Consider the following 25,454-nt stretch of genomic DNA (forward strand, 5'->3'; position numbering starts at 1 on the left):
GAAGCGCTCCTTCTTAGTTAGGTTAACCGTAAATGAAATTAAGCAAATAAGGACGGCGTATCTGCAAAAAGAGACAGGACCCGTTCGTGATCCTCCGGCGCGAGACCCACGCCATCGCAATACGAAGCGTTCGCGCGCAGCGAGCGGCTGGATGCCGTACCCGTCAGCGTCACATGGATGTCCGGGTGCTGCAGGCTGAAGCGCATCCCCGGCTCGATCAGCCCTTTCGGCTCGGAGCGGCGCAGGAAAGCCAGCTTCTCCATGCGCTGCGCAGCCTCGGCGCGAATCTCCTCGCCGAGGAATTTGGCCGGCGACTCGGCAATGAGGCCCATGCCGAGCACGCTGCCGTTAATGACGGCGATGTTCTTCTCCCTCGCCAGCGGAATGATCTCATTCGCCGCGGAATAGTCGAGCAGCATGTACCGGGCATAGAACTGAATCGCATCGAAGGCGTTCGTCTCCATGTATCGCTTAAGCAGCGGCAGATCGCGGGTCGTTACGCCGAGGAAGCGGATCTTGCCCTGCTCCTTCAGCTTGAGCAGCGCCGGAATGGTCTCGTTAATAATGAGCTCGTACGGCTGCTTCTCCACGTCATGCAGCTGCATCAGATCGACGTAATCGGTCTGTAACCGCTTTAGACTTTCTTCAGCCGAACGGAGCACGTTGTCGCAGGTGTACTCGAAGTCATACCGGACCGCTTTTGTCGCAAGCACCACCTTGTCCCGGCGTCCGCCAGCGAGCGCCCGTCCGATGCGTTCCTCCGACTTCCCCATTCCATACAGCGGTGCCGTATCAATAAAGTTAATGCCCAGCTCGAGCGACTCATGCACGACTTGTTCGATTTCTGACTCATCGATGTCGCGGAAGTCGCCGCCGATCGGCGCGCCTCCAAGGCCAAGCTTTGATACGCGAAGTCCTGTTCTGCCAAATGTCGTATATTCCATTGCTAACGCTTCTTCCTTTCTTATTTAACGAAGTTAACGAGCTTGCCAATGCGATCGATATGAATATCGATTCGGTCGCCGCTTTGCAGGGTGAACGGCTCGGGCGGAACAATGCAGGTGCCCGTGAACAAACAGACGCCATCTTCGAAAATATTATCCCGGAACAGGTACGCCGCCAGATCGGTGATACTGCGCTTGAGCTGCCCTACGGAGGCCGAGGCTTGCCATAATTCCTGCTCATCTCTGGCGATAGAGCATGTGATGGTCCAGTCGTACGGGTTCTCTGCTGGGTCTGCGAGACGGATGGCCGGCCCTATGGAGCAGGAGCCGTTCCATATCTTCGCTTGCGGGATGTAGAGCGGATTCGCCTTCTCGATGTCCCGCGCGCTGAGGTCGTTGCCCGCCGTGAAGCCTGCGATTTCTCCGTCATACGTCAGCACAAGGACGAGCTCCGGCTCCGGCACTTGCGAGAGGGAGTCCGTTCTTAAGCGGACGTGCCCGCCTGGGGCGCCAAGCCGTGATGCTGTCGACTTGAAGAACAGCTCCGGACGGTCTGCCTCGTACACTTTGTCATAGATCGTCGGCTCTGATTTCGCAGCGATGTTGCCTTCGCCTTCGCACTTGCACTCGCACTCGCCTTTACCTTTGCTTTTGCTGACAACTTCCGATTTGGCGGCACGCGTGCGCTCATACGTCACGCCTGCAGCCCAGACCTCAGCCGGCTCATGCGGCAGGAGCACCGCTTCGGTCTCTGCACGCCAAGGTCGGACCGCCTCCGGATTGTCCGCCAGCCAGCTGCTTACCCATGCCTTCGGCGCGGCTCGTTCCGCTCTCGCCGCCTCCAGCAGTGCTGGAAACGAAGACACCGGCAGCTTATACGCGATGTCTTCATCCGTCAGGGCAAGCAGCTCGATCGCCTGCGTTGATTCGTTCATGACACGTACAATTCGCATGCCATCACCTACTGAATATATCGATTTTGTTATTTCTCTTATCCACAAACTCAATATATACTATTAATAAAAGGAAGAGGATACCTCGATTTTGCGAACGATATCAATATTTTGCGATAAGGAGATTCAGCCATGTATGACGCGCTATTTACTGCCCGGCCGGATTTCGACCGGTTCCCCGGCTTCCCGCTGGCCATCGGACATATTTACGACGAGCCGGAGCATTCGATTAATGGCACGACTTATCAGCCGACCTTTTATAATCTACATTTTGTCGTGAAAGGCACGGGATGGCTGCGGACCGAGCACGGTAATGTCGAGCTGAAGCCGGGCATGGGCTTTCTGTACGGCGACCATCCGCAATACTTCGGCACGAGCGGCGATGATCCGTGGGAGGTGTGGTGGATTTATGTTGCTGGGGAAGGCATGAACAGTCTGCTCGGGGACAAAGCGATGCGGGATGTATGGGCATTCTCGTACGTGGACAATGAACGCGTGATGGCGATCGTGTATGAGCTATGGGCAATTGCGAAGCTGAACGATGCGAGACAGGTGCCGAAGCAAGCGGCCCTTCTGTATGAGCTCGTGCTGGAGCTGCTGCTCCACGCGTCCGATCTCAATGCCTCCGGCCAGCGGAGCTTATCGCACACGATCCGGCGCGCTGCCGAATATATGCGCATGAACTGCGCCCGCAACCTGCCCCTGCAGAAGCTTGCGGACCTATGCGAAATAAGCCCGGCATACTTCAGCCGGACTTTCCATGAAGAGATGGGCGTTCCGCCGCTCACCTACTTGAATCATCAGCGCATCGAGCTGTCGAAGCAGATGCTCATGGCGACTTCGAAGCCGGTCAAGGCCATCGCGCTCGAGGTCGGCTTCTCGCAGCCGAGCTATTTCATCGAGCGGTTCCGGCTGGCCGAGGGGGTTACGCCGACGGCTTTTCGCGAGGGAGATTCAAGGGAGGGACGGAAGTAATGAAGAAGACTTTAGCCATCGTCGGTGTTGCTGCTTGCGGACTCGTCCTACTAAGCTTTTTCTAGTATCACTCATTCAAACCAGGATACGTTTATAAAAATGGAACATGGAATTATGTATCCTATGATGAGGCCTTCGGCAGAAGGGTATCTCCGATCGATGTGAGGAAGGAAGAATTCAAAACTTTAAAGTACAAGGATTTTGCAAGAGACAACACCCGTGTTTACTTTAAAAGCGGAAGAATAGAAGGGTCTGATCCAGCCACATTCCAGATCATCAGCGACAACGGTAGATTTCGTTATGCAAAAGATAAGAACCATGTATATGTTTATGCGAGAGACGACTGGACCATATATAAAGTCATACATGCAGATCCGACTAGCTTTGAAGTCATCGGATTCCCGTATTCCAAAGACAAGACCGATGCCTATTGTGGCAGCTTACCACTCTTTGTAGATGACGTAACAACATTTCAAGTAACAGAAAGTACAGGCTCTGCTATAGAGTCTTCCGCTGATGTTTTCTTGGGCGGTAACAATGATCTGATAGATACATCTTCCGAATATGAACGGAACAAGCTTGCTTATAATCGCAAAAAGTATGCGTTCATTACCGAAGGCGTGATTTATTCGGAAGATGGCGCAGCAAGAACAGATACGCTTACTTATGCAGGCTATAGATTAGAACCAGATGCCGGATTCTAAGGAACCGTACAGCGCTTATTCGGCGCAAATCCGACGCTAAAGCACGCTAAGGAACTCCAGCCACCTTATTGCGGTCATATCGAGCGGGAATGCCCCATTTTGCCCGAAGTAGTGCTTCTGGAGTTCCTTAGCATTCTTGAGGTGCTGATTTTGCTCAATTAGCGTCTCTGGAGTTCCTTAGGATACCAGCGTAACATCGAGGCTGGTGCCCAAAGCAGCACCCGCCCAATCCACCGCATAGGCAGCTGCATATGATGGGTTCGAACCTACTTAAAGGAGTGGTAACGCCTTGTATCAATACCAACCCAATCAGGTAAGCCCTACAGCGGTAAGCCCAGCCTCGGTCGGCCCGAACCCGAATCAAATCTACACCGTTTCATCGATTGACCCCTACATGGTTGATGCACTGCGTCGTTTAATCGGCCACTGCGTCGTATTCGAGACAACTCGCGGCGCCATCGAAGGAATCATCATCGATGTCAAACCTGATCATGTGCTCCTTCAGCTCCAGCACCGCGGTCAAGCATGCGTGCGCATTGCCGAGATCGTTTGGACGATGCCTGTATCCATGTAATAAATAAAAAGCAGTCCATCTCAAACAAGAGGTTGGACTGCTTTTTCAGCGAGAGATGGGTTTTCCGACTCTCGGGCTCCATAGTGTCCCTTTTCGTCGATGGATACTGAGCGAGAGACGGATTTTCCGACTCTCGGGCTCCTTAGCGCAGCATTGTTCCCAATGCCAATGCAGCCAAAAAGCCAAGAAAGCGCCCCCACTCAGGGACGCTTTCTTGCTTTCACTTTAAATATTAAGCCTGCGGCACAATCACATAACGCGAAGCTTCCTCAGCCGCGCCTGCGTGCTCGCCTTGGATAACCCATCCATGCGATAGAACCGATGCGACGCGTTCTTGCTGCGCCGGCGTCAGCTCTGCAACGACAGCCTCGTTGCCCGCATCGAGGACGAGCTCCGGCTCCAGCTTGAAGGCAACGTTGATCCAGCTGCGAATGCCGCGGATCGTGTTGTATTTGATTTGGTAGCCTGTGCGTACCGCCGCTTCGAACGTCTCCGGTTCACGCGTGGCGAATGCCGTCAGCTCCTCGTAGTTGAACTCATAGATGCTCGTGTCTTCCTTCGGCAGCTCGCCCTGCATCGTCTTCTGGATGATCTCGTCATCCGACCAGCCGAGCACGCGCAGAGACTCCATTAACAGTGCGTCCCATTGGGACAGCTTCACTCGTTCGTTCACTTCGTTCATCTTCAGTCCCTCCTCCTAGCCTGGCTCCTATTCCAATTCCTATTCCATTGCTACAAAATGCCCCGGGCTCACTTCGCGCAAGTCCGGAATAACCGAGCCCGGTTCTCTTACCCATTCCACCCGCTCGCTTACGACGTGAGGGTCTGGAACCGGAATCGAAGACAGCAGCGCCTTCGTATACGGATGTAGCGGATTGTCATACAGCTCGTCGCTCGGCGCAACCTCAACGAGGCGGCCGCCGTACATAACGCCGATACGGTCGGAGATATGCCGAACCATGGACAGATCATGCGCGATGAACAGGTACGTCAAGCCGAATTCGCTCTGCAAATCCTCCAGCATGTTGATGACCTGCGCCTGCACGGATACGTCGAGCGCCGAGATCGGCTCGTCGCAGACGACGAAATCCGGCCGTACGGACAACGCCCGCGCGATGCTGATCCGCTGACGCTGACCGCCGCTGAACTCATGCGGGAAGCGGTATAGATGCTCGCGCTTCAGCCCCACTCGCTCCAGCAGCGAAGCGACGAATTCCTTGCGCTCCTCGCCGCGCTGCAAGCCGTGAATGTCCATCGGTTCCCCGATGAGCTCGAGCACGTTCATCCCTGGATTCAGCGATGAATACGGATCTTGGAAAATCGACTGAATGCGGCGGCGATATGGCTTCAGCTCCCGCTCACCCAGCGCGGATAGATCATGTCCGTCATAGTGCACTTCACCGGATGTATAGTCATAGAGCCGAAGCAAGCAGCGTCCAACCGTGGACTTGCCGCTGCCGGACTCGCCGACGAGACCGAACGTCTCGCCGCGCTTGATTTGGAAGCTGACGCCGTCTACTGCCTTCAGCACGTCAGTCGTACGACCCCAAACGTCCCGGCCCTTCGTAAAATGCTTCTTCAAATTGCGCACGTCAACCAGCAGCTCATTATGCTCGCTCATTGCACCCGGGCCTCCTCTGCACCTTCTGCTAACCAGCACATATACCGGTGGCTTGGCGATACTTCCGTCACCTTCGGCAGCGCAGCGCATGTCTCCATCGCATGCGGGCAGCGCTCCATGAACGGACAGCCGGGCGGCGGGTCGAGCAGGTTCGGCGGCGTGCCTTCGATCGGAACGAGCCGCTCCTTGAAGCCGCTCTCCCGCTTCGGCAGCGAACGAAGCAGCCCCTTCGTATAAGGATGCTTCGGACGATAGAAGATATCCTCAACCGTACCTTCCTCCATCACCATGCCGCCGTACATCACAATAACTCGCGTACATACTTGAGCGACTACGCCGAGATCATGCGTGATCAGCGCGATCGACGTATTGGAACGTTCTTTGAGCCGGCCAAGCAGCTCCAGAATCTGCGCCTGAATCGTCACGTCGAGCGCCGTCGTCGGCTCATCCGCAATCAGCAGCTCAGGCTGGCAGGAAAGTGCCATCGCGATCATAACGCGCTGGCGCATGCCGCCGCTGAACTCATGCGGATATTGGTTCACGCGCCGCTCCGGCTCCGTGATGCCGACCTGGCGAAGCATCTCAATCGCTTCGCTCAGCGCGGCCGTTTGGTTTAAACCCCGGTGGCGGCGAATAACCTCCACCATCTGCTTGCCGATCTTCTGCACCGGATTGAGTGCCGTCATCGGGTCCTGGAACACCATCGCGATCTGATTGCCGCGAATCTTGCGCCAATCCTTATCCGACAGGCGCGACACGGACTCGCCGCGGAACTTGATGTCGCCGGCAACCATCTTGCCCGGCGGCGGCGTGAGCGCCATGAGCGCTTTGGCCGTGACGCTCTTACCGCTGCCGGATTCTCCAACGATGCCGACCGTCTCGCCTGCATCAATATGAAAACTTACGCCGCGAACCGCCTGGTTCTCGCCACCCGCGGTAAAGAACGATACCTTCAAATTTTCGACGGACAAGAGCCGTTCTGCCATCTGTCGTTCACTCCTTTATGTCCACCGCTTAGCGCCGGCTCAGCTTCGGCTCGAAGCCCACGCGAAGAATATCGCCCAGCACGTTGAAGCTCAGAACTGTCAAGAAAATAAATAAACCCGGGAAGATCGCCATGTAAGGCGCTTGTCCGATATAGCCCTGCGCATTGTTCAGCATGCTGCCCCACGTTGCGGTTGGCAGCTGCACCCCGAAGCCCAGGAAGCTTAGAGAAGACTCCAGCATAATAGCGGAGCCGATCGTATTCGATGCACCAACAATAATAACAGGCATCAGGTTCGGCAGAATGTGCCGGATGATGATGCCCAGCGAGCTCTGGCCGGAAGCTCTCGCATACAGCACGAATTCCCGTTCCTTGGCGCTCATCGTCTCCGCTCTAATAATTCGGGAGATGCTCATCCACATTAAGAAAGAAATGATGAGAACAATGCCAGTTACGCTCGGCTTTAATAGTACGCTGAGCAGGAGCAAGAGCAGGAACGATGGGATCGACATAAACACTTCGACTGCCCGCATGAGCACGTTGTCCAGCCAGCCGCCGAAGTAGCCGCTTGCGATGCCAACAATAACACCGATGGTTGTCGCGAGCAGCATGGATGTAAAGCCAACCAGCAGCGACACGCGGCCGCCGTAGAGTGCACGCGAGAAGTAATCCCGGCCATAATCGTCCGTGCCGAACCAATGCGCTGCACTTGGCTTATGCAGACGCTCCAGCACATTTAATTTATTCGGATCATAAGGAGCAAGAAAAGCAAGGATCGCCCCTATCGTGAAAATAACGAGAACAATGACGGCTGCGATGCCCCATTTATTCGAAAACAGCTCGTTACGCACATTTCTCCATTTGCTGCGATTCATGAGGTCACCTCGTCTGTTTGATTCTTGGATCGGCTACGCTGTACAGCAGGTCTGCGGCTAGATTCCCGAGCATGAGCATCAAGGAAGAGAATAACGTAACGCCCATAATGATCGGATAGTCCATCCCTTTTGCAGCAGTCACGGTAAGTGAGCCGATACCCGGCCAAGTGAATACCGTCTCTGTGACGATCGCACCGGCGACAAGCTCAGCCATCGACAATCCAAGAAGCGTAATGACAGGCAGCAGCACATGCTTCGTAACATGCCGAAACAGAATCGCAGTTTGATTCGAGCCGAACGCATATTGAATTTGAACATAGTCTTCTTTCAGCTGACCAATCGTACTGGAGCGGATATAACGCACATAACTGGACAAGAAACTGATCGTGAGAACCGAGCAAGGCAGAATGCCATGCTTGATCATATCAAGCGCGGAATCTTTACCAATCGTACGCATCCCCATACTCGGCAGCAAGCCCAGCTTAAGCGCGAAGAAATACATGAATAGAATGCCAAGCCAGAAAAGCGGGATCGAAATGCCGATGTAAGCCAGCAAATTCACGAGCTTGTCCACCCAGCGGTTCCGGTATGCGCCCGCGAGCAGCCCGAGCGGAATCGCAAGCAGCACGGCAAGAGCAATCGATATGCCAACAAGACCCGCAGTAGCAGGCAGACGCTCCAGGATCTGACCCAAGACAGGCTTATGGTTAACAAGGGAGTAGCCCAAGTTTCCGGTCAAGCATTCCTTCAGCCAGTGAAAATATTGTACATAGGCTGGCTGATCAAGACCGAGGTTATGCCGGACGCGTTCGATATCATCGGCATGCATGCTCGGCGTAACGAAGTTAAGCACCGGATCGCCTGGCGCCATCTTGATCATAGCAAAGCAGACAATCGATACGAAGAATAGCATCGGTATCGTCTGCAGCAAACGTCTAGCGATGAGTTGTCTCATTCGTTAAGTCTCCCTGCTTTGTGTAGCAAAAAATAAGCTGGTGTTACCCAGCTTATTCTTTGTGATTTGTCTTATTTCAAGTAAAGTTTGGACGGATCTTCGAAGATTACGACAGGCTTCAGAACGGCTTCGTCCACGCCGCCGAATTGCTTATCGAACGCAACGATTGTTTTCGTGTATCCGATTGGGTAGATTGCAGCGTCACCAGCGATAATTTCTTGGATCTTCTTGTATACATCTCCACGCTTCGTTGTGTCAGCTTCAGTCGAGCCTTGTTTCCACAAGCCGTCTGCTTCTGCATTTCCGTAGTGGAAGGAGTTGTACAAGCCGTTCGTTGTGAAAAGTACGCTGTATGCATCTGGGTCGGAGCCCATGATATAACCGCCAACGAACAGGTCGAAGTCAGTTGCCTTCGGATCGTAAGCTTTTGCACCGAATGCGGATGCATCCAAGCTTTGCAGTTCAACGTCGATGCCGATATCTTTCAGCTTCTGTTGCACGTACAGGGAGATTGCTTCTTGAACTTTATTGCCGCTTGTTACGATGAAGCGCAGCTTCAGGTTGCTTACGCCCGCCGATTGCAGAAGCTCTTTCGCTTTCGCAACGTCGTTATCATAGGTTGGTACATCATTCGTGTGGTACAGTGTGTCTGGTGTCAGGATCGAGTGAGCCGGATCTGCATAGTCTGCGGAAGCATATGCAGCTTGGATAACTTCATCACGGTTCAGCGCGTAGCCGATCGCTTGACGAACTTCTTTCTTCTTCAGCACGTTAATGTCGCTGTTCTCGTTGAACGCGAGGTAGGACAGACGGCCTTCAGCGTATGGCAGGATATCGAACTTGCCAGTACCTTCAATTGTGGAAACGTCTTGCGGATCCAGGTATTTCACGTTAATCTCGCCATTCTGCAGGGCAAGGTTCGCAGCATTCGTGTCTTTCGCAACACGGTAAGTGATGGAATCCAGATGCGGCTTGCCTTCAAAATAGTTATCGAAACGCTCAAGCGTTACATACTCGCCTGTTTTGTATTCTTTGAACTTGAACGGACCGGAACCGACTGGCGCCGCGTTCTTCGTGCTCTTCTGGATATCTGTTTCGTTCTCGAAGACATGCTTCGGAATCGGAGTCAGCTGAACAAGCGTTGCTTCGAAAGCCGGGTTTACTTGCGGAAGCTTGAATTCAACCGTCAGGTCGTCAACCTTCGTTACTTGAACCTGCTTGTCCCCGAATACGAGGTAATCGCGGAAGAAGCTGTTCTGGTTCTTGTCAAGAATCTTATCGAAAGTGAAGACAACGTCATCAGCAGTCAACGGTTGTCCGTCGTGCCAAGTCAGGCCGCTCTTCAGCTTCAGCGTATAAGTGAGGTTATCAGCAGATGGCGTCAGGCTCTCTGCCAAGTAGTATGTTTTCTTGCCGTTGTTGATTTGGAACAGCGGTGCGTACAGCGCTTGGTCAATCGTCAAGCTTACGCGGTCGCCGGCATAGATCGGGTTAAGAACATCCGGGTCAGCTCCTACTGCAACGATAAGGTTGCCCCCGTCTTTCGGCGCAGAAGCGTCAGTCGATGCGTCGCCGCTGTTAGCAGTACCCGTATTCGTTACATTCGAGCCTTTATTCGAATTCGCAGCCGAATTGTTGTTTGCTGCATTTCCGCCGCAAGCGCTAATCACGAGTGTTAATACGGCCAAAACAATTACTACGGATAAACTTTTTCTTTTTCTAATCATGCTGTCAGCCCCTTCAATTTGATACGAGTTTGATTTGATATACCGAATTATACATCGGAATACTCGGAATTACAATAACCTGCCGAAACATTTCACTAGATTGATAGTTGACCCTCTAAATTATACTCGAATCGCAATAAATAAAAAAGCAGTCGAATCCCGTCGAAACAACGGAAAAACGACTGCTTATTCAAATCTTCCTATACTAGACAAAAGCATTAACGATTATAGTGGTAGCTAGTCTTGCCCGTGTGATATCCGGTGTTGATCGAAGCATCCGAAGTGCTCTGATCTACAGGGTTTGTGCTCTGATCTACAGGGTTTGTCACTTCATTGTCTGTTCCGGAATTTGTTCCGGAGTCAGTACCAGTATCGCCGCTCACATCACCATTAGAACCGGAGCCTGTGTCCGAACCTGTGTTACCTGTTCCTGTACCAGGGTTGCTGACATCGTCAAGAACACGGCGCGCCGTTACGAATGTACGGTCCCAGGAGCTGCCATCGAAATCGGAAATCGTCACGCCGATGCCGACACGGTATGTCTGCAGCAGCTTGCCGTCGCCGATGTAGAGGCTTACGTGATTAATTTTGCCGTCCTTGTTCGTGTCCGAGAACACGAGGTCGCCAGGCTGCAGATCCGCTTTCGCTACCTTCGTACCTACTAGCGCTTGCTGTCTGGACGAACGCGGCAGGTCAATTCCGTTCTGTTTGAAGATATATTGAACGAACGACGAGCAATCGAACGCGCTCGTAATGCCGGATTTCGCACCGAATTTATAATCTACACCTAGATATTGTTTGCCTGTCTCAATGATATTATCCACCAGGCTTGTCTCAGACGCAGACGCGGCTGCCTTAGAAGCTGCAGTCGTTGTTGTCGTCTTAGCAGCTGTCGCTGCGTGCGTCGTGCCTGGCGCTGCGATCATGCTGCCGCCAATCGCCATGCAAAGGCTCATCGTGATACCGATCATTTTATAATTGAAACGTTTATTCGCATTTGTTTTAGTCATGTTTAAGTTCCTCCTGTTGTTTGAATTGTAGGTTAGGAATTTAATTGAAGCATGTGGCCGCTTGGCCGACTGCATGTGTTGTATTCGCTTGCCTAGAACACTATACCACAGCGAAAACTCCCACTATTTCTCAATGAGCACGCATCTCCAGGCCACTCGCCGATCCCGCTCGATTCTGAGAAAAAGATGAGAAAAACTTAATCAGACACACGTTGACGACGCTTTATAGACAAAAAAGACCAGCCGTGTTTCAATCCGGACTGGCCTCCCTGTATATTCGTGGGAAAGTGCTCTATAATTAAGGGGATAGATCGCTTACAGCTAAGAAGGTGGATACGTGTTTCGCAAATTCCGGATCGGGCTCGCGCAGAAAATGATCATCGGCTATATCGTCATCATTTTGCTCCCGACGCTGCTTATTGGTTCGTTTTATTATAAACAGATGCATAATAATGCCGTTAAGGATTACGCCACGAACCGTGAATACCTCATTCAGCAGGTCGGCTCCACCTTCCTGATGAACTTAAGCCAGATCGAGATGATTCACGACATGTTCCAGACGAACCGCACGCTAAGCGGCTTGCTGTCCGGCAAATATACAACGGCGTCCGATCAGGTGTACGTGTACTTGAAGGACCTCGTCCCGCTATTCGCCTTCTATAAGAATAGTTCGACCTACATCGACCGCATCCGCGTGTACAAATTGAACCCTGACGTGCTGAACCTCGGCGCCAGCATCGTTGACAGCGCCAGCACGATTGCGCCAGAGGTGGACAAGCTGAAGCTGGGCGAAGGCTACTGGCTGCAGCAGATCGTCGATAACAGCCCGGATGCGCTGCAGCTGACGTATTACAAGAAGCTCTATAATGAAGACTTCACGCAAGAAATCGGCGTGCTGGAGATCCGCCTGAAGCAGAATTTCGTCAGCAGCCTGCTTCATTCGAATGATCCGAACGGCGCCAATGCACATTACTTCTATGTCACCGACAAGAACAACGTGCTCGGCACGAATCTGATTACGGTCTCCAACCCGGCCATTCCGTTGTCCGATGACGACGAGGAGCAGATTCTATCCTCGATCAAGATGCCGCAGCCTTATCAGTACTTCGAAGCATCCAGCGGGGAACTGCTCATGAACAAATTCGAGGTGCCGAAGATGGCAGCGACGATTATGGCGCTAACGCCGACGGACGAGCTGTTCCAGCGTACGAACAGTCTCGTGAGATGGTATGTGCTCGTCATTGCAGTCCTCCTGATCATCCTATCCGGCGCATATTTCTTCATCTTCTCGACGCTCGTGCAGCGCATTCTGAAGCTCGGCCGGCATATGCGCAAGAACTTGCTGACGCGCTACGACGAAGACCGCGGCAGCGACGAGGTCGCCTTCCTTGTCTCCTCCTACAATGCGATGGTCTCGCACAATGACGAGATGATGCGGAAGATCAACGTTTCGCAGCTGAGGCAGAAGGAAGCGGCTTACTTGGCGCTGCAGGCGCAGATCAATCCGCATTTCATCTACAACGGACTTGAGGCAATCCGCATGGCTGCCGAGGAGAACGATGATCCGGACGTTGCGAAGATGCTCTATGCCCTCGGGCAATCAATCCGTTACAGCTTATCGCGAAGCAATCATGCGCGTCTGAAGGACGAGCTGTCCCATATCCGCAGTTACCTGGAAATTTATAAAGTGCGTATGGAAGAAAGGCTGCAGTACGATATCGTCGTTCGGGACGAAACGCTGCTCCTTCGGGAATGCCCGCGGTTCATTATTCAGCCGCTCGTCGAAAATGCCATTATTCATGGCATCTCGAAGTGCAGCAAGACCGGGATGCTTCATATCGAAGCGTGGCTTGAGGGCGACCTCGCCATCGTCGAGATTCGCGACAACGGCGTCGGCATGACGCCGGAGCAGCTGGATATGATGCGCCGTAAATTGGACGGCGAGATTGGACCGCCAGAATCCGATAAGCCTGGCGGGATTGGCGTGATGAACGTCCATGAGCGGATGATCAGCCAATTCGGTCCAGCCTATGGGCTTCAGATTACAAGTGAGCTCGGGGAAGGGACAACCGTCACCTTGCATATCCCGAGAAAGGGGGAGTCAACATGAGGCTGTTAATTGTCGAAGATGAGGCGCCGATTCTGCGGGGGCTGCTGCGCAAAGCCAAAGCGCTCGACCTGCCGTTTCAAGAGATCGCCGGCGCTTCAAGCGGCGTGGAGGCGCTTGAGGACTTGCGCCAGCACCCGGCCGACCTCGTCATGACGGATATCAATATGCCCCAGATGAACGGGCTGGATTTCATTCAAGCGGCTTACAACGAAGCGTTATGCGGCAGATTCATCATCCTGACCGGCTACGATGATTTCTCGTATGCCCGAAGCGCGCTGCGGCTGAAGGTCATCGATTATTTGCTTAAGCCGATTAACGACGAACAGCTCGGCGAGCTGCTCACGAAGGTAGGCGAGCAAATTCAAGCGGAGCTTGATCTGCAAAATGAGCAAGAGGAGGAAGATGAAGAAGAACTGAACGAGGACAGCTTCTCAGGCGAGGAGGACAAGCCAGACGCCGGCAAGCAGATGCTCGAATTTATTGAGGCGAATTACCAGACCGATCTATCGCTAAGCTCCGTAGCCGAGCATGTCGGACTCCATCCGACCTATGTCAGCTTCCTGTTCAAGAAAGAAACCGGCATGAATGTGCTCGCATACATCCATCAGCTGCGTGTCGTGAAAGCGAAGGAGCTGATCGTGACGCGCCCGAACTTGCCGCTGAGCGAGGTAGCCGTTCTAACCGGCTTCGAGAACCCGCGGCACTTCTATAAAGTGTTCAAGAAGCATACCGGCATGACCCCGCGCCAATTCGGGGAATACAGCCAATCGAGCTCCTCCTAGACGCTAGACCTCCTAGGCACGCTAACGAAACGCGAAACGAAACGATAATAAAAGGGCTGCCCCGAAGCCTGCGATACGTTGCAACCTTGACAGCAACAGCATCGCATGCTCCAGAGCAGCCCTCTTCTATTCCTTCGATATTGCAGCGTACTTCTTGCTCATCCAATCTTCGACCTTCGAGAGGCCAAGCGCCTCCGCCTTGCTCACCATCAAATTATACTGCGCCACGCTGCTTTCCTCCGTATCCGCAAGTATAACCTTCGTCTGCTCGCCGCTGATCAGCTTCTTGACCTCTGCAGCGATCTTCGCCTCCGCCGAATCGGATGGCGGATTCACGCGTGCGAGCAGCGAGTCGTAGACGGTATGCGCCTTCTCGATGCGCAGCGCCTCCATCACTTCCGGCTGGCCCTTGTCATACGCGGCCAGGTTCGCGATATTGCCGTGCACGCCGAACGTCCACGCAGCAACGCCGTACTTCTGCACCCATTTGTCGAAGCTCTCGTACTTGTCCTTCCGATACTGCGGATCGAAGACGGGATACCCCTCCTTCGACATGTGCCAGTGCACGCCTTCGATGCCCCAGGCCATCAGCCGCTGCCCCTCTTCGCTGCGCAAATATTGCAGCAGCTTGATCGCCACGTCTGGATAGCGGCTCTTCTTCGTCACATAGGTGCCGACCAAGCCAACCGTATCATTCACATGCTGGAATGAATCCGACAGCGGCGACGTAATCAGCTTGGCATGTGCATGAATGCCTGCAGCTTGGTAGGCGCTGTTCGCCGCATTCGCGTCGTACACGTTGCGGATGAAGGCGAATGCCTCGCCGGAGTCACGCTTCTCCATGTACTGCTCATGGTTAAAGGTAAAGTTCTCCGGCTGAATCAGCCCTTCCCTATATAGCCGGTTCAGGAACAGATAATAATCCAGCAGCTTCGGATTGCGCAGCTGGCTCTGCACCTTGCCGTCATGCAAGTACATGCCGTCCACGCCGAACCGTTCTTTGAAATAGGCACTCCAATGCGATATTTCATCGAGCAAGAGCGGAATCATATCCGGGTGCTCCGCTTTCACGCGAAGGAGAATATGCTCTAAATCCGTTAGGCTGTTCAGCGGCGGATTACCCAGCTGCTTCATGATGTCGTCGCGAATGGCGAGCGCAGCCGTGTTCGCGTCAGCCACCGCATATGGATTATCCATATCCGCTTCCGACCTGTAGAAGTTGCGAATCGTATAGAAATGTCCGTCCGACGAAGCGTTCAGCCGCTTCTCTTCATCCGATATCTCAAACTTCGGCGTGTACGCATTAATGAGCGAGTCCCACGCATAGCTTGTCGTCTTGTTCGCGAGTCGGTCTGCCAGCCGATCGGAGTAGATCATATCCGGCAGGTCGCCTCGCGCCAGCATTGAAGGCAGCTGGTTCTCATCCGTGCTGCGGATAATCTTCAGCTTCACGCCTGTCCGCTTGGTCAGCTCCTCCGGTATAGGGCCCGTGAACGAATCTACCCAGAACCACGGCATATCGACAAAGACGGTCAGCGTAATCGGCGTCTCTGTAATCGCCGTCTTCTTGTTGTTAATCGCTTCGTTATTGGTAGTCGTCGTCGGATACTGGATGGAGATTGGCGGCTCGTTCACAACCTTCCCTGGCGACTTCTCCCCGGATCGCTGGCAAGCGGTCATCTGAATCACGCTGGCACACAGCACAAGGGACAGCAGCACCTTTCGGCTGCACTTGACGGTCCCGGCATTCATCACCATACCCCCTCCCAAATTTACACTCTTCTCATTGTAACCATTTTCGCCTGCGTTTTCGACATGAGCTGCAGGTAACCATTATAAAAGAAGCCGACCCCGTGTAACAGGATCAGCTTCTTCCCTATCCAAACCTATTCTTTAACTGCACCGATCATCATGCCGGAGACAAAGTACTTCTGCATGAACGGATAAACGAACAAGATCGGAATCGCGGCAATAAACACCTGCGATGCTTTGATCGTACGGTCCGATACGCGGCTCATCAGCTCCGCATTCGCTCTCGTAATGACCCTTGTGTTCGAATCGACGAGAATCGTCTGCAGGTACGACTGCAGCGGATAGCTCTTCTGATTGCTCATGTAGATAATCCCGTCAAACCATGAGTTCCAGTGCGTTACCGCCGCGAACACGACGAGCGTCGCGATAATCGGCATCGACAGCTGAAGGTAAAGCGACATCAGAATACGGGTATGGCCCGCACCGTCAATGAACGCCGATTCTTCTACTTCCTTCGGAATGTTCCGGAAGAAGTTCGACAAGAGGAGCACGTTGAAGACGGAGATTGCGCTCGGGATTACAAGCGCCCAGATCGTATCATACAAGTGCGTATTCTTAACGATCATAAAGGATGGCACCAAGCCGCCCGAGAAGAGCATCGTAATAACCAAATACCAAGCGAAGAAGGACTGATGCTTGAATTGCAGCTTGCTCTTCGACAGCGGGTACGCGGCCAGAATGGTCAGCAGCATGCTGATTACCACGCCTAGAACAACACGCTCAACGGAAACGCCCATCGCATTCCAGAACTCGGAATTTTTAAGGATATATTCATACGATTTCATCGAGAACTCCACCGGCCAGAAAGTAACCTTCCCGGCTGTAACCGCCGTACTCTTGCTAAGCGAAATCGCCAATACGTGAACCATCGGAATGATACAGCTTAGTGAAAATATGATGAACATAAAGCCATTAAGGCCTTGAAATATACGTCTGCCTAATGAACGATCTACCACTTGCGTTCCCTCCTATCTCCTAGAAAATGCGATGATCCGAAATTTTGCGAGCGATCATATACGATACAGTGATGAGCACTAAGCTGACCACCGAACGGAACAAGCCAATCGCAGCGCCGAGTGAGTACTGAGCCTGCTGAAGACCCATCCGGTATACCCATGTATCGATAACATCGCCTGTCTTGTACGTTTCTGGAGAATAAAGCATAAGCACTTGCTCGAAGCCTGCGTTCAAAATATAACCAAGGCTAAGCGTAACCATGAGTACAATTGTCGATTTCATGCCTGGAAGCGTAATATGCAGCGTCTGTTTCCAGCGGCTTGCGCCGTCCATAACAGCAGCCTCGTAAAGCGTCGGGTCGATTGTCGTAATCGCAGCCAAGAAGACGATCGTGCCGAAGCCGGTAATTTGCCAAGTCTCAGTACTTACAAGAATATAAGGGAACCAGGATGCTTTGGATAAGAAAATAATCGGGTCTACGCCGAACTTGCCGAGTATCGTGTTAATGAGGCCCTCGCGAGAGAGCATATCGCGGAAGATACCGCCGAGAATAACCCAAGACAAGAAGTACGGGAAATAAATAATCGTTTGTACCGTGCGTTTGAATACCTTCGAAATAATTTCGTTAAGCAGAATGGCAACCGCAATCGCTGCAACTGTTTCTACAATGATCTTCATCGTAGCGATGAACAAAGTATTGAGAATAACTTGCTTCACATCCGGAATATGAAACAGACGCCTAAAGTTATCGAATCCAACCCAGTCGGAATGAAGGAAGCCGAGCGCCGGCTGGTACCGTTGAAACGCCATTACAACCCCTAACATCGGGAGGTAGGCATATATAAACAACACAACAACCGGGGGAATCAGCATGAGATACAGCGCTAGCTGCTTCCTTGGAATTTTGAACGCATTCATAAGCTCGCTCCTAACCACTTGTAATTACGATAAGGCTAGAGAGTGCGGATGCATGCGCCTCCGCACTTCTCATGCCTTCGAACAAAGTTGTTCTTATTTCTTCTCGTCAAACCACTGTTGAATGGACTCGCTGTTCTTCGCTTTGAACCAGTCGTTTACTTCCGGCGTTACGACCGAACCGTAAAGCGCATCGTATTGAGCCAGGAAGTCGTCGTATTCTTTGATGTCAGCGCCTTTAACAACGTTCAGGAACATGACATCCCAAGCCTTCTTGATGATTGGCGCGTTGTCGAGCATGTTTTGCGTAGGCATTGCCGTGTACTCGTTCATCTCGAAGCGTTTCTCTTTGATGTACTGGTCAACTACGCCTTCGCTGCCTTTGCTTGTGTAAGTCAGGTAAGGAGGGAAGCCGTTAGCGTCGTTCTTATCTTGGTATGCTTTCGCTTGATCATAGAACGTTTTGTATGCTTCCGGCAGCTTGTCGCCTTGGCCGTCTGTCATCGCTTTCTCTACGGCCTGGAATCCTTCATAGTTGAACGATGGGTTGTACATGTGCATTGGGTAAAGCGTGAACACGCCGAAACCAGACTTAGGATCTGTGTTGTATTTACCGAATTGCATCGTGTCCGGATTGTTGTTCAGATCGTGGAACAGGTTCTCCATTTTCACAAGCGCTTCCGGGTTCTTAACGCCTTTCTTCGCTACGTTTACGCCAAGGAGCAACGTAGCCGTAACGGAAGATTTGCCCGGTTGGTCGTCAGCGGAAGGAATGCCGACAGGCTCCCATTTCGCATTTGGGTTCTCCGGGAGAATCTGATTGAGCGGCCACCAAGCATCCCACATACCGCCGAACACAACTGTCGATTGGCTGTTGATGACTTGTTCGTTGTACTTCGTATCGTCAAGCGTTGCGAAGTCCGGGTGGATGTAGCCCTTCTTGTAGTACTCTTGCAGCTTCAGAAGCGCTTTGCGCGTATTCTCGCGGGACTCTTCGCCGAACATGCCGTTCTCGAGCTCGCCCTTGCTGTTCTTGATCCAGATATCCGGGTAGGAGTGGAACATGTTGAAGAACGCGTTGCCAATACCCCAGTTGTTCGAAGTCAGGTTTGCATCCGCAAGCGGAATCGGATATTTATCGTTCTTCTTGTTGTCGTAGTCGTTGTTCTTGAAAGCCTCAAGAACCTTGTCCAGATCAGCGACTGACTTCGGCTCGGACAAGCCAGCCTTCTTCAGATCATCTTCACGGATCCAAAGCATATTCCCTTGGTCATGGTAAGTCATACCGTTAGGAATACCGTAGATCTTGCCGTTTCTTGTAACGCTGTCAAGAAGGCCTGCATAGTCGCCTGTCAGGTATTTCTTCATATATTTTGTAGCGTAGTCTTGCACTTCTTCTGTCATATCTTCGAGCTGACCTGTGGATACGAGCTTCTCGAATTGCTGAGGCGATACGTACATGAAGTCTGGCAGATCGCCGGATGCGATCATCAGGTTCATCTTCTCTTCAGCCTGCGAGTTCGGTGCGGTCCAGTTATATTTCAGCTTGATGCCAAGCTTGTCTTCCCATGTTTGGGTGTAGATGTTCTTCTCGATCGTCATGCCGTCAATCGCGTTCTTCGCAACGCCGTTGTCCGTGTGAACCGTTGTGACTTCGATCGCTGGGGAGAACTTGCCGAATGGATCTTTAGCAGGTTCAGCATTTGGATCAAGAAGCGGTTTCGTTTCCGTTGTTCCGTTGTTGCCGCTGTTCGAAGAACCGCTGTTGCTAGTATTAGCATTGTTGCCGCCGTTATTGTTGCCGCAAGCTGCCAGAGATACAGATAACGAAAGAATGAGTGTAAGCGATGCGAGTTTAACACCGTAGTTCTTTTTCATACTTGTTAATCCCCCTGTTAACCTTATTGTAATCTTGCTTGTTAGGACTGTGCGGTCTGCTTCTTGGGAAGCTTGCGCAGTGGTTCTATGATGACATCACCATCGGCGGTTGCCAGACAGATGAGGCGCTGCCCCGCTGCCAGCTCGCTTGGCGAGATCAAACAATCTTGGGTGTCGTGCTGTTCGACGCTGCCTTCAACGACTGTGCTGATACAAGTTCGGCACGTGCCGTTGCGGCAGGAGTACGGAATGCTTGCTTGCTGCCTGATTGCAGCATCTAGAATGAACTCTCGAGGCGCGACTTCGAACGACTCGCCCGTCGCCCCGATCGTTACGCGATTATTACTGCTCATTGTAATCGCTCTCAATCCTTTTCATTTTTTCTGCAATCCGCGATAGGAACGGCTCGTAATCCCAGACCTTGTTCACATCCTCAACGTACTGGTTATACCAAGCGAGCGTCTTCTCCATCACTTCTTGCATTTGCTCGTAGTCGTTATTGAATCGGTGCATGAGCCACTTGTGACCGTATTTCAGGTGAATGGCTTCATCCGCCCAATCGTAATCAATATGATGCGCAGTTTGCAGGTCTCCGAACCGTTCGAATTCGGCTTTCGCCTTCTCTCGATTAGCAGGCCCATCGATCTCGAACCGGTGGAGCAATGCCATCAGGTCCAATTCGTTGCCGCCGTTCGTGACTTGGGAAGCGTACGTTTCTTCGTAGACCGGTACGTCCACGCCAATCTCGAAGCCCCATTCCATCAGCCTCAGCTCGCCCATCTTCACATGCCTTGCCTCGTCGTACGCCCAGCGTGCCAGATCGAGGTAAAACTCCCACGGCATGTTGTCCCATTTCCAAATCGCCAGGCCCGGCGCTTCAGCTGCCCAAATTTCGGTCAGATGATAAATCGCCTGCAGCACTTGAATTTCAATCGGGGACTCCGCTCGCTTCGGCGGGATGGAGCATGGCGCCGGAACGAATCTCGGATCGCGTGCGGCTTTGGCCGGCATCTCGTACGGTTGTCGATTCGCGATAATCCATGCGTCAGCCGCTTCTACAGCTGCTGCCTCTTCGCCGGTGACACCGTTTCCAACAATGCCTCCGATACCTTGCAAGTACGTGCGAATGGCGTTTCTCCATTCACTTACATCTTCCTTCGGCAGCCGCGTATCCCGAATCTCGCTCACATGATCGATCTGGCATTGGATCTGCTCCGGGAATCGCCACATAAAAGCAATTGTCGGTGCATCGCTGATCGGATCCGCTTGCTGCAGATAAACTTGATACTGCTGCTTCAGCTCTTGCTTCACCACATCGTAGACGCCTGCGAGCAGCTCGTTATCGCCTTTGCAGCGAATGAGGAGCGACAGCAATCGGCTAAGCTGCGGATCGTGGTTGCCATCAACATCGCGGCGCGGGTAACGCAGTTCCATAATTCGTGTGCGAAGCGCGTCGGCTCTTAGCGAATCCTGCCAGAGGTGATGCGGCAAATCTTTATTCAGCTCCCAGTTCGATACACTGATCAAGTAACCGCCGAGAGTTCTCATTATTTCTTTCTCAACTAAGTAGAATCGTTTCAACAATGCTGAAGCTTCTTCAACCGTGCGCGTATGTTTATGCTGTCCGGCGAAGAGCAAATGGCTTGTTGACATCCGTCCACCCCCTCAAGAACTATACTTAAACTATACAGCAAGCGCTTTCAGCTTTAATACGGATCATTTTTTATATCCATGTGTCCATTTTTAAGATCGGACCGTGTCGAACCGATTCAAATTTACATGTAAGTGGATGGGTGTCAGACTAGGAAAATATATCCGTTTTGGTGCGGCCAAAATAAAAGCCCAGGCATAATTGCCTAGGCTCCAGCTTTATTCCCAAGGGTATTTCGTGACCAAATAGTCGGCGAATTTCTTGCTCTCTTCCCGGCGGTGCTTGCGCATTTGCGCCCGCTGCTCAGCCGTTTCGTGCAGCTTGCGCTCCTCCTCGGTTTCCGGCACTATCTGCGGCACAGGCACCGGCTTGTTGTCCTCATCCAGCGCGACGAAGGTGAGAAACGAAGTCGCTGCGATTTTGCGCTCGCCGCTCCGAAGATCTTCGCGGATCACTTTCACGAACACTTCCATCGAGCTCGTTCCCGTCCATGTAATGAAGGACTCGAGCGACACCGAATCCGTCGGACGGATCGGCTGCAGGAAGTCGACGGAGTCCGTTGAAGCCGTTACAGCTGCTGAACGGCATAGCTTCGATACGGAGATCGACGCAATGTCGTCGATGTACGACATCAGCTTCCCCCCGAACAACGTATCATGATTGTTCACGTCCGTCGGAAATACGCGCGATACTTTGAAACAGCGTGTCTCACGGGTGTACTTCTGTTCCATGCATCATACCGCCTTCTCCCGTATTGATGATTTCTCCCGTCTTGTCGTTGATCAGCTGCGACACGGTGACGAACCGGAACCCCCGATGCGCAAGCTCCGGCAAAATAACTCGCAATGCTTTAACTGTATGTATGTTGCCCGTCACATAGTCATGCAGCAGCACAATGTCGCCGTTGCGTGCGTTCTTCAGCACTTTTCTCACGATAAAACCCACGCCCGGGCTGCGCCAATCCTCCGTATCCTGATGCCAAGACCACAGGATTGTCGTATAACCGAGCTTCTTCGCAATCTCCACCGTCTGCTCGCTGTAATAACCGCCCGGCGGACGAAACAGCATCGGTTTGCGCCCAGTCAGATCAATTAAGGATTTCTCCGTGCTCACAATTTCCTTCTGCACCGTTGATGGATTAATGCCTTTCGTAAAGAACACATGGTGATACGTATGATTCGCCACCTCATGCCCTTCAGCGATTTCACGCTTGATAATATCCGGGAACTCCTTCACCCGGTGGCCAATAACGAAGAAGGTCGCCTTCGCATTATATTCCTTCAGCAGATCCAGAATCTCTTCCGTCGCTTTCTGGGACGGTCCGTCATCGAAGGTAAGCGCGATGTCCTTCTTCGCCATCGGCAGCTCCCAAATGATATCGCCTCTTCGCTCGTAGAAAGAGCGATCTTTTGCCGGCCTGTCGAAGCCGCATAGCAGTACGATGCAAAGCATGACTGCGATTAAACGCCAACCTACAACCACACTTGTTCCTCCTGTTTTTCCACTTGAGCAACATTTACTATGTGCGCCTGAGGACGATTTTATCCCAATCGAGAAAGAAAAACGGGCGTCTGACCGCTTATCTGCGGTCAGACGCCCATCCCAGTGAGAATGCTAACTAATGCTTATGATTATGTCGCGGAGCTGCTCTGTGTCCGCTTCTTCGTGGAATCGAAATTGTTCATGTTGATGCCGCTCCAGATGTTACCGACATCCACTTGTTCCGGATGATCGAACACGAGGAAAGCTGTAGGCAAGTAACGCGGGCCGTATTGGCTCGACGGTTTATTGACGACTTGATCGTCCTTCACAAGGACGGTCGACGAACCGCCATCCAGGTTAGCTGCAGTAACAGCGCCCTTCTCGAGCAAAATCTTCTGCACGTCGTACAGCGTCGCACCGACCGAGTAGCCTGGCTGACGACCGTCAATCACGCAGAATACGATCGTGCCGTCCTTCAGCTGTGCCATCGAGGTACGCGGCGCGATTCCCCAGCCGTCGGCTTCGCTCTTAATGAGGCCTTTGCCGTTGACGATGAACTTCGGCTGGAATGTGACTGCTTCGGATACACCCATCTTAACGAGTTGATTCGGCGTATAGCGTCCCGCAATCATAATCCCGTCCTTGTCGATACCGACGACGTTCACTTTCGCGTTCATGCCGTTTCCTTTGTACAGCACTTTGCCACCGGACATAACGATACCCGCCGGCTTAAAGCCGTTACCGTTCCAGTTCGGGTCATCGAAGGCGCCGCCGTTCACGCCGGCGATTGCACCTGTACGTTTCACCATGCTCAGCACCCGCTCGCCTTCACCGACGATGTTCGTTGTGACGACACGGACCATTTTCGGATCATGGACATACATCAGGTAGCCCTTGAACGTCTTGTGCGAAATCGGCTCGATCGTGACGCTGCCCTCCGGATGCGCCGCCAGATCGATGTTATGATTGTCCTTCACATCGCCCATCTGGTCGAACTTCTGATTATATTCGGCGACCCGCTTGTCCAGCTCATCCTGGCCGATCAAGTACTTCGCCAAGTAGCGATGCTGGCTCGTAATGAGCGTATCTGCCATCATATAGCGCCAATTCGAGCCTGAAGGCGTCAGATAGAACCATCCGCCCCCTAGTAAAATAGCGATAACCAGCAGCGTGAACAGCTGCGCGATTCTGCGCTTCCAACGCTTCGGTTTGAAGTCCGCTTGGTGCCGAGGCGCTTGCGATCTATTTAAATGGGTTTGTTGTCGTGATAATTGTGTCTGTTGCTCCATGCTTTCATCTCCTCATTCTTCATCTAGTTCAAGCCGGTCGAGACGCTAGAGCAACTATAAGGACCAAACCTTAAAAGAAGATTAAAAGAGTGCAATTCTCCCAATGTAACAAACAGTAAAGCTGGGCAAATTCGGTATTGCCGAGCTCGCTCGCGTGAAGGCGACTAATTTACGAAAAATGCGGCAAGCTAAGCGGGACAATAGGTAAAGGAGGTCTCTTCATTGCAACAAACCCAATCGCAAGGGCAGTCGCAGCAGCAAGCAGCTCTAATGCAGACGCCGCCGAACGTGATGACTATCAAGGATACGCTTTATTTGAAGGATCAATTATCGTGGCTCATTCTCGCCATGAAGAAATGCAGCCATTTCGCGAGTGAATGTTCCGACTCCGAAATTGCGCAAGCCATTAATAAAGCAGGCGAGATGCATGAGCGCCACTACAAGCTGCTGCTGAAGCATCTACAGAATAACAACACAGCGGAAATGCAGCACGTACCGCAGCAGACGCATTAGAAAGGAGGAGCATCTACACTATGAGTCCGAACAATCAAAATACGATTGCTAATCCGAAGCCGCCCTATGAGCCGCAGGTGAAGGGTCCCGAATTAACCGACCGCGATCGGATTAACGATATTCTGGCCACGGAGAAATACTTAACCGACGGCTTCGGCATCGCCGCTCGTGAAGCGAGCCATGTCTCGCTGCATCAAGACATTATGACGGTGCTGAATGAGACGCATCAATGCCAGCACGAGATCTTTGAATTGATGTTCCGCAAAGGCCACTACAAGCTTGAGGCCGAGGAGCAGCAGACGCTCGATCAAGCGTACCAGCAGTTCAGCGGCTATTCGACGCAGTTCCCGTATGGCGGGACGATACAATAGCTGTACACAAGGAAAGCGATCGAGTAGGAGGAGGCGGCTAGCCTCCGTCCTCTCACACCACCGTACATGCGGGTCCGCATACGGCGGTTCCAAAAGGTTAACAAAGCTCCAAATAACGAGAAAGCATACTCTTCAGCCCTTTCACTTCCCAATAGGAAGTCGGAAGGGCGTTGTTTGTGTTTCGGGACATTTCCCATGCACCACGCCTTGAATTCGCCATGATCAGACTCGCCCATTTTGGTACGCCAAGTGCTCGAAGCTCGCGGATCCGGGTGCGTACCCGTTTCCATTGCTTCCACAGACACATTCGAAGTCTTCGGCGTATCCATTGATCGAATCGTTCGCAGTGACTCTTTGCCGAGGCGAGTCGG

At 52.4% G+C, this 25,454-nt stretch carries 26 protein-coding genes; 7 read left to right on the plus strand and 19 right to left on the minus strand.

The genetic code is table 11. The features are described 5' to 3' along the window. Positions 1-38 precede the first annotated feature (38 nt). Both A8990_RS11110 and A8990_RS11115 read right to left on the minus strand, forming a co-directional pair. Entirely contained in the window at positions 39-944 is a 906-nt protein-coding gene (locus A8990_RS11110) for an aldo/keto reductase (protein WP_116189090.1), read from the minus strand. 20 nt (positions 945-964) lie between these two features. Further along, positions 965-1,897 (minus strand): fumarylacetoacetate hydrolase family protein, encoded by a 933-nt coding sequence (locus A8990_RS11115; protein ID WP_181909512.1) that lies wholly within the window; start codon positions 1,895-1,897, stop codon positions 965-967. A gap of 132 nt (positions 1,898-2,029) precedes the next feature. Between A8990_RS11115 and A8990_RS11120 the strand changes: the two genes are divergently transcribed. The 3 genes from A8990_RS11120 (at position 2,030) to A8990_RS32080 (ending at position 4,150) form a co-directional block, all read left to right on the plus strand. Then, positions 2,030-2,872 carry a helix-turn-helix transcriptional regulator gene (locus A8990_RS11120; protein WP_116189091.1) on the plus strand — a complete coding sequence of 281 codons (843 nt, stop codon included), beginning with the start codon at positions 2,030-2,032 and terminating at the stop codon, positions 2,870-2,872. Between the two features lie 161 nt (positions 2,873-3,033). Beyond that, positions 3,034-3,576, plus strand: coding sequence for a DKNYY domain-containing protein (locus tag A8990_RS11125; RefSeq protein ID WP_181909513.1), 543 nt, complete (start codon positions 3,034-3,036; stop codon positions 3,574-3,576). A gap of 289 nt (positions 3,577-3,865) precedes the next feature. Beyond that, entirely contained in the window at positions 3,866-4,150 is a 285-nt protein-coding gene (locus tag A8990_RS32080; RefSeq protein ID WP_245995955.1) for a DUF2642 domain-containing protein, read from the plus strand. Between the two features lie 232 nt (positions 4,151-4,382). On the opposite strand, the gene A8990_RS11135 is transcribed toward A8990_RS32080, so the two are convergent. From A8990_RS11135 to A8990_RS11165, 7 genes are all read right to left on the minus strand, one after another. Then, positions 4,383-4,832, minus strand: a complete 450-nt coding sequence (locus A8990_RS11135) for a hypothetical protein (protein WP_181909514.1) — start codon at positions 4,830-4,832, stop codon at positions 4,383-4,385. Positions 4,833-4,871: 39 nt separating this feature from the next. Continuing rightward, positions 4,872-5,771: an ABC transporter ATP-binding protein gene (locus A8990_RS11140; RefSeq protein WP_116189093.1), complete on the minus strand. Its 900-nt coding sequence runs from the start codon at positions 5,769-5,771 to the stop codon at positions 4,872-4,874. Next, positions 5,768-6,757 carry an ABC transporter ATP-binding protein gene (locus A8990_RS11145; protein WP_116189094.1) on the minus strand — a complete coding sequence of 330 codons (990 nt, stop codon included), beginning with the start codon at positions 6,755-6,757 and terminating at the stop codon, positions 5,768-5,770. The genes A8990_RS11140 and A8990_RS11145 overlap by 4 nt, the downstream gene beginning before the upstream one ends. A gap of 28 nt (positions 6,758-6,785) precedes the next feature. Then, positions 6,786-7,631 (minus strand): ABC transporter permease, encoded by an 846-nt coding sequence (locus A8990_RS11150; protein ID WP_116189095.1) that lies wholly within the window; start codon positions 7,629-7,631, stop codon positions 6,786-6,788. A 4-nt stretch (positions 7,632-7,635) separates the two neighbouring features. Further along, the gene (locus tag A8990_RS11155) at positions 7,636-8,586 is read right to left on the minus strand and encodes an ABC transporter permease (protein WP_116189096.1); all 951 of its coding nucleotides are present in this window, start codon (positions 8,584-8,586) and stop codon (positions 7,636-7,638) included. Between the two features lie 71 nt (positions 8,587-8,657). Continuing rightward, positions 8,658-10,313: an ABC transporter substrate-binding protein gene (locus A8990_RS11160; RefSeq protein ID WP_116189097.1), complete on the minus strand. Its 1,656-nt coding sequence runs from the start codon at positions 10,311-10,313 to the stop codon at positions 8,658-8,660. Positions 10,314-10,531: 218 nt separating this feature from the next. Then, on the minus strand, positions 10,532-11,323 hold the full coding sequence (locus tag A8990_RS11165; protein WP_342772816.1) for a C40 family peptidase: 792 nt from the start codon (positions 11,321-11,323) through the stop codon (positions 10,532-10,534). Positions 11,324-11,660: 337 nt separating this feature from the next. Here A8990_RS11165 and A8990_RS11170 point away from each other — a divergent pair, with 337 nt between their 5' ends. Then, positions 11,661-13,433, plus strand: coding sequence for a sensor histidine kinase (locus A8990_RS11170; RefSeq protein ID WP_116189098.1), 1,773 nt, complete (start codon positions 11,661-11,663; stop codon positions 13,431-13,433). Next, positions 13,430-14,215 carry a response regulator transcription factor gene (locus A8990_RS11175; RefSeq protein ID WP_116189099.1) on the plus strand — a complete coding sequence of 262 codons (786 nt, stop codon included), beginning with the start codon at positions 13,430-13,432 and terminating at the stop codon, positions 14,213-14,215. The genes A8990_RS11170 and A8990_RS11175 overlap by 4 nt, the downstream gene beginning before the upstream one ends. Before the next feature lie 126 nt (positions 14,216-14,341). Here the strand turns inward: A8990_RS11175 and A8990_RS11180 are convergent, their stop codons facing one another. The 9 genes from A8990_RS11180 to A8990_RS11220 all read right to left on the minus strand — a co-directional run bounded on the left by A8990_RS11180 (position 14,342) and on the right by A8990_RS11220 (position 24,199). After that, positions 14,342-15,967 carry a type 2 periplasmic-binding domain-containing protein gene (locus A8990_RS11180; RefSeq protein WP_181909515.1) on the minus strand — a complete coding sequence of 542 codons (1,626 nt, stop codon included), beginning with the start codon at positions 15,965-15,967 and terminating at the stop codon, positions 14,342-14,344. Positions 15,968-16,101: 134 nt separating this feature from the next. Then, positions 16,102-16,983 carry a carbohydrate ABC transporter permease gene (locus A8990_RS11185; protein WP_245995956.1) on the minus strand — a complete coding sequence of 294 codons (882 nt, stop codon included), beginning with the start codon at positions 16,981-16,983 and terminating at the stop codon, positions 16,102-16,104. A 19-nt stretch (positions 16,984-17,002) separates the two neighbouring features. Beyond that, positions 17,003-17,902, minus strand: a complete 900-nt coding sequence (locus tag A8990_RS11190) for an ABC transporter permease (RefSeq protein WP_116189101.1) — start codon at positions 17,900-17,902, stop codon at positions 17,003-17,005. A gap of 93 nt (positions 17,903-17,995) precedes the next feature. Continuing rightward, entirely contained in the window at positions 17,996-19,777 is a 1,782-nt protein-coding gene (locus A8990_RS11195) for a type 2 periplasmic-binding domain-containing protein (protein WP_116189102.1), read from the minus strand. 41 nt (positions 19,778-19,818) lie between these two features. Continuing rightward, entirely contained in the window at positions 19,819-20,130 is a 312-nt protein-coding gene (locus A8990_RS11200) for a 2Fe-2S iron-sulfur cluster-binding protein (protein ID WP_116189103.1), read from the minus strand. Then, positions 20,120-21,430: a DUF455 family protein gene (locus tag A8990_RS11205; RefSeq protein ID WP_116189104.1), complete on the minus strand. Its 1,311-nt coding sequence runs from the start codon at positions 21,428-21,430 to the stop codon at positions 20,120-20,122. Before A8990_RS11205 ends, A8990_RS11200 begins: the two co-directional genes overlap by 11 nt. A gap of 216 nt (positions 21,431-21,646) precedes the next feature. Then, the gene (locus A8990_RS11210) at positions 21,647-22,159 is read right to left on the minus strand and encodes an acyl-CoA thioesterase (protein ID WP_116189105.1); all 513 of its coding nucleotides are present in this window, start codon (positions 22,157-22,159) and stop codon (positions 21,647-21,649) included. Further along, positions 22,137-22,910, minus strand: coding sequence for a polysaccharide deacetylase family protein (locus A8990_RS11215; RefSeq protein ID WP_245995957.1), 774 nt, complete (start codon positions 22,908-22,910; stop codon positions 22,137-22,139). The genes A8990_RS11210 and A8990_RS11215 overlap by 23 nt, the downstream gene beginning before the upstream one ends. 149 nt (positions 22,911-23,059) lie before the next feature. Next, a complete protein-coding gene (locus A8990_RS11220; RefSeq protein WP_116189106.1) occupies positions 23,060-24,199 on the minus strand; it encodes a phosphodiester glycosidase family protein in 1,140 nt (379 codons plus the stop codon). A 222-nt stretch (positions 24,200-24,421) separates the two neighbouring features. Between A8990_RS11220 and A8990_RS11225 the strand changes: the two genes are divergently transcribed. Then, a complete protein-coding gene (locus tag A8990_RS11225; RefSeq protein WP_245995958.1) occupies positions 24,422-24,712 on the plus strand; it encodes a hypothetical protein in 291 nt (96 codons plus the stop codon). 20 nt (positions 24,713-24,732) lie between these two features. Beyond that, a complete protein-coding gene (locus A8990_RS11230; RefSeq protein WP_116189107.1) occupies positions 24,733-25,083 on the plus strand; it encodes a spore coat protein in 351 nt (116 codons plus the stop codon). A gap of 97 nt (positions 25,084-25,180) precedes the next feature. Here A8990_RS11230 and A8990_RS11235 read toward each other — a convergent pair. Then, positions 25,181-25,454: group II intron maturase-specific domain-containing protein (locus A8990_RS11235; RefSeq protein WP_281272499.1), on the minus strand; the 274-nt coding region annotated here is incomplete at its 5' end.

Source organism: Paenibacillus taihuensis, assembly GCF_003386535.1.
GTDB lineage: Bacteria > Bacillota > Bacilli > Paenibacillales > Paenibacillaceae > Paenibacillus_Z > Paenibacillus_Z taihuensis.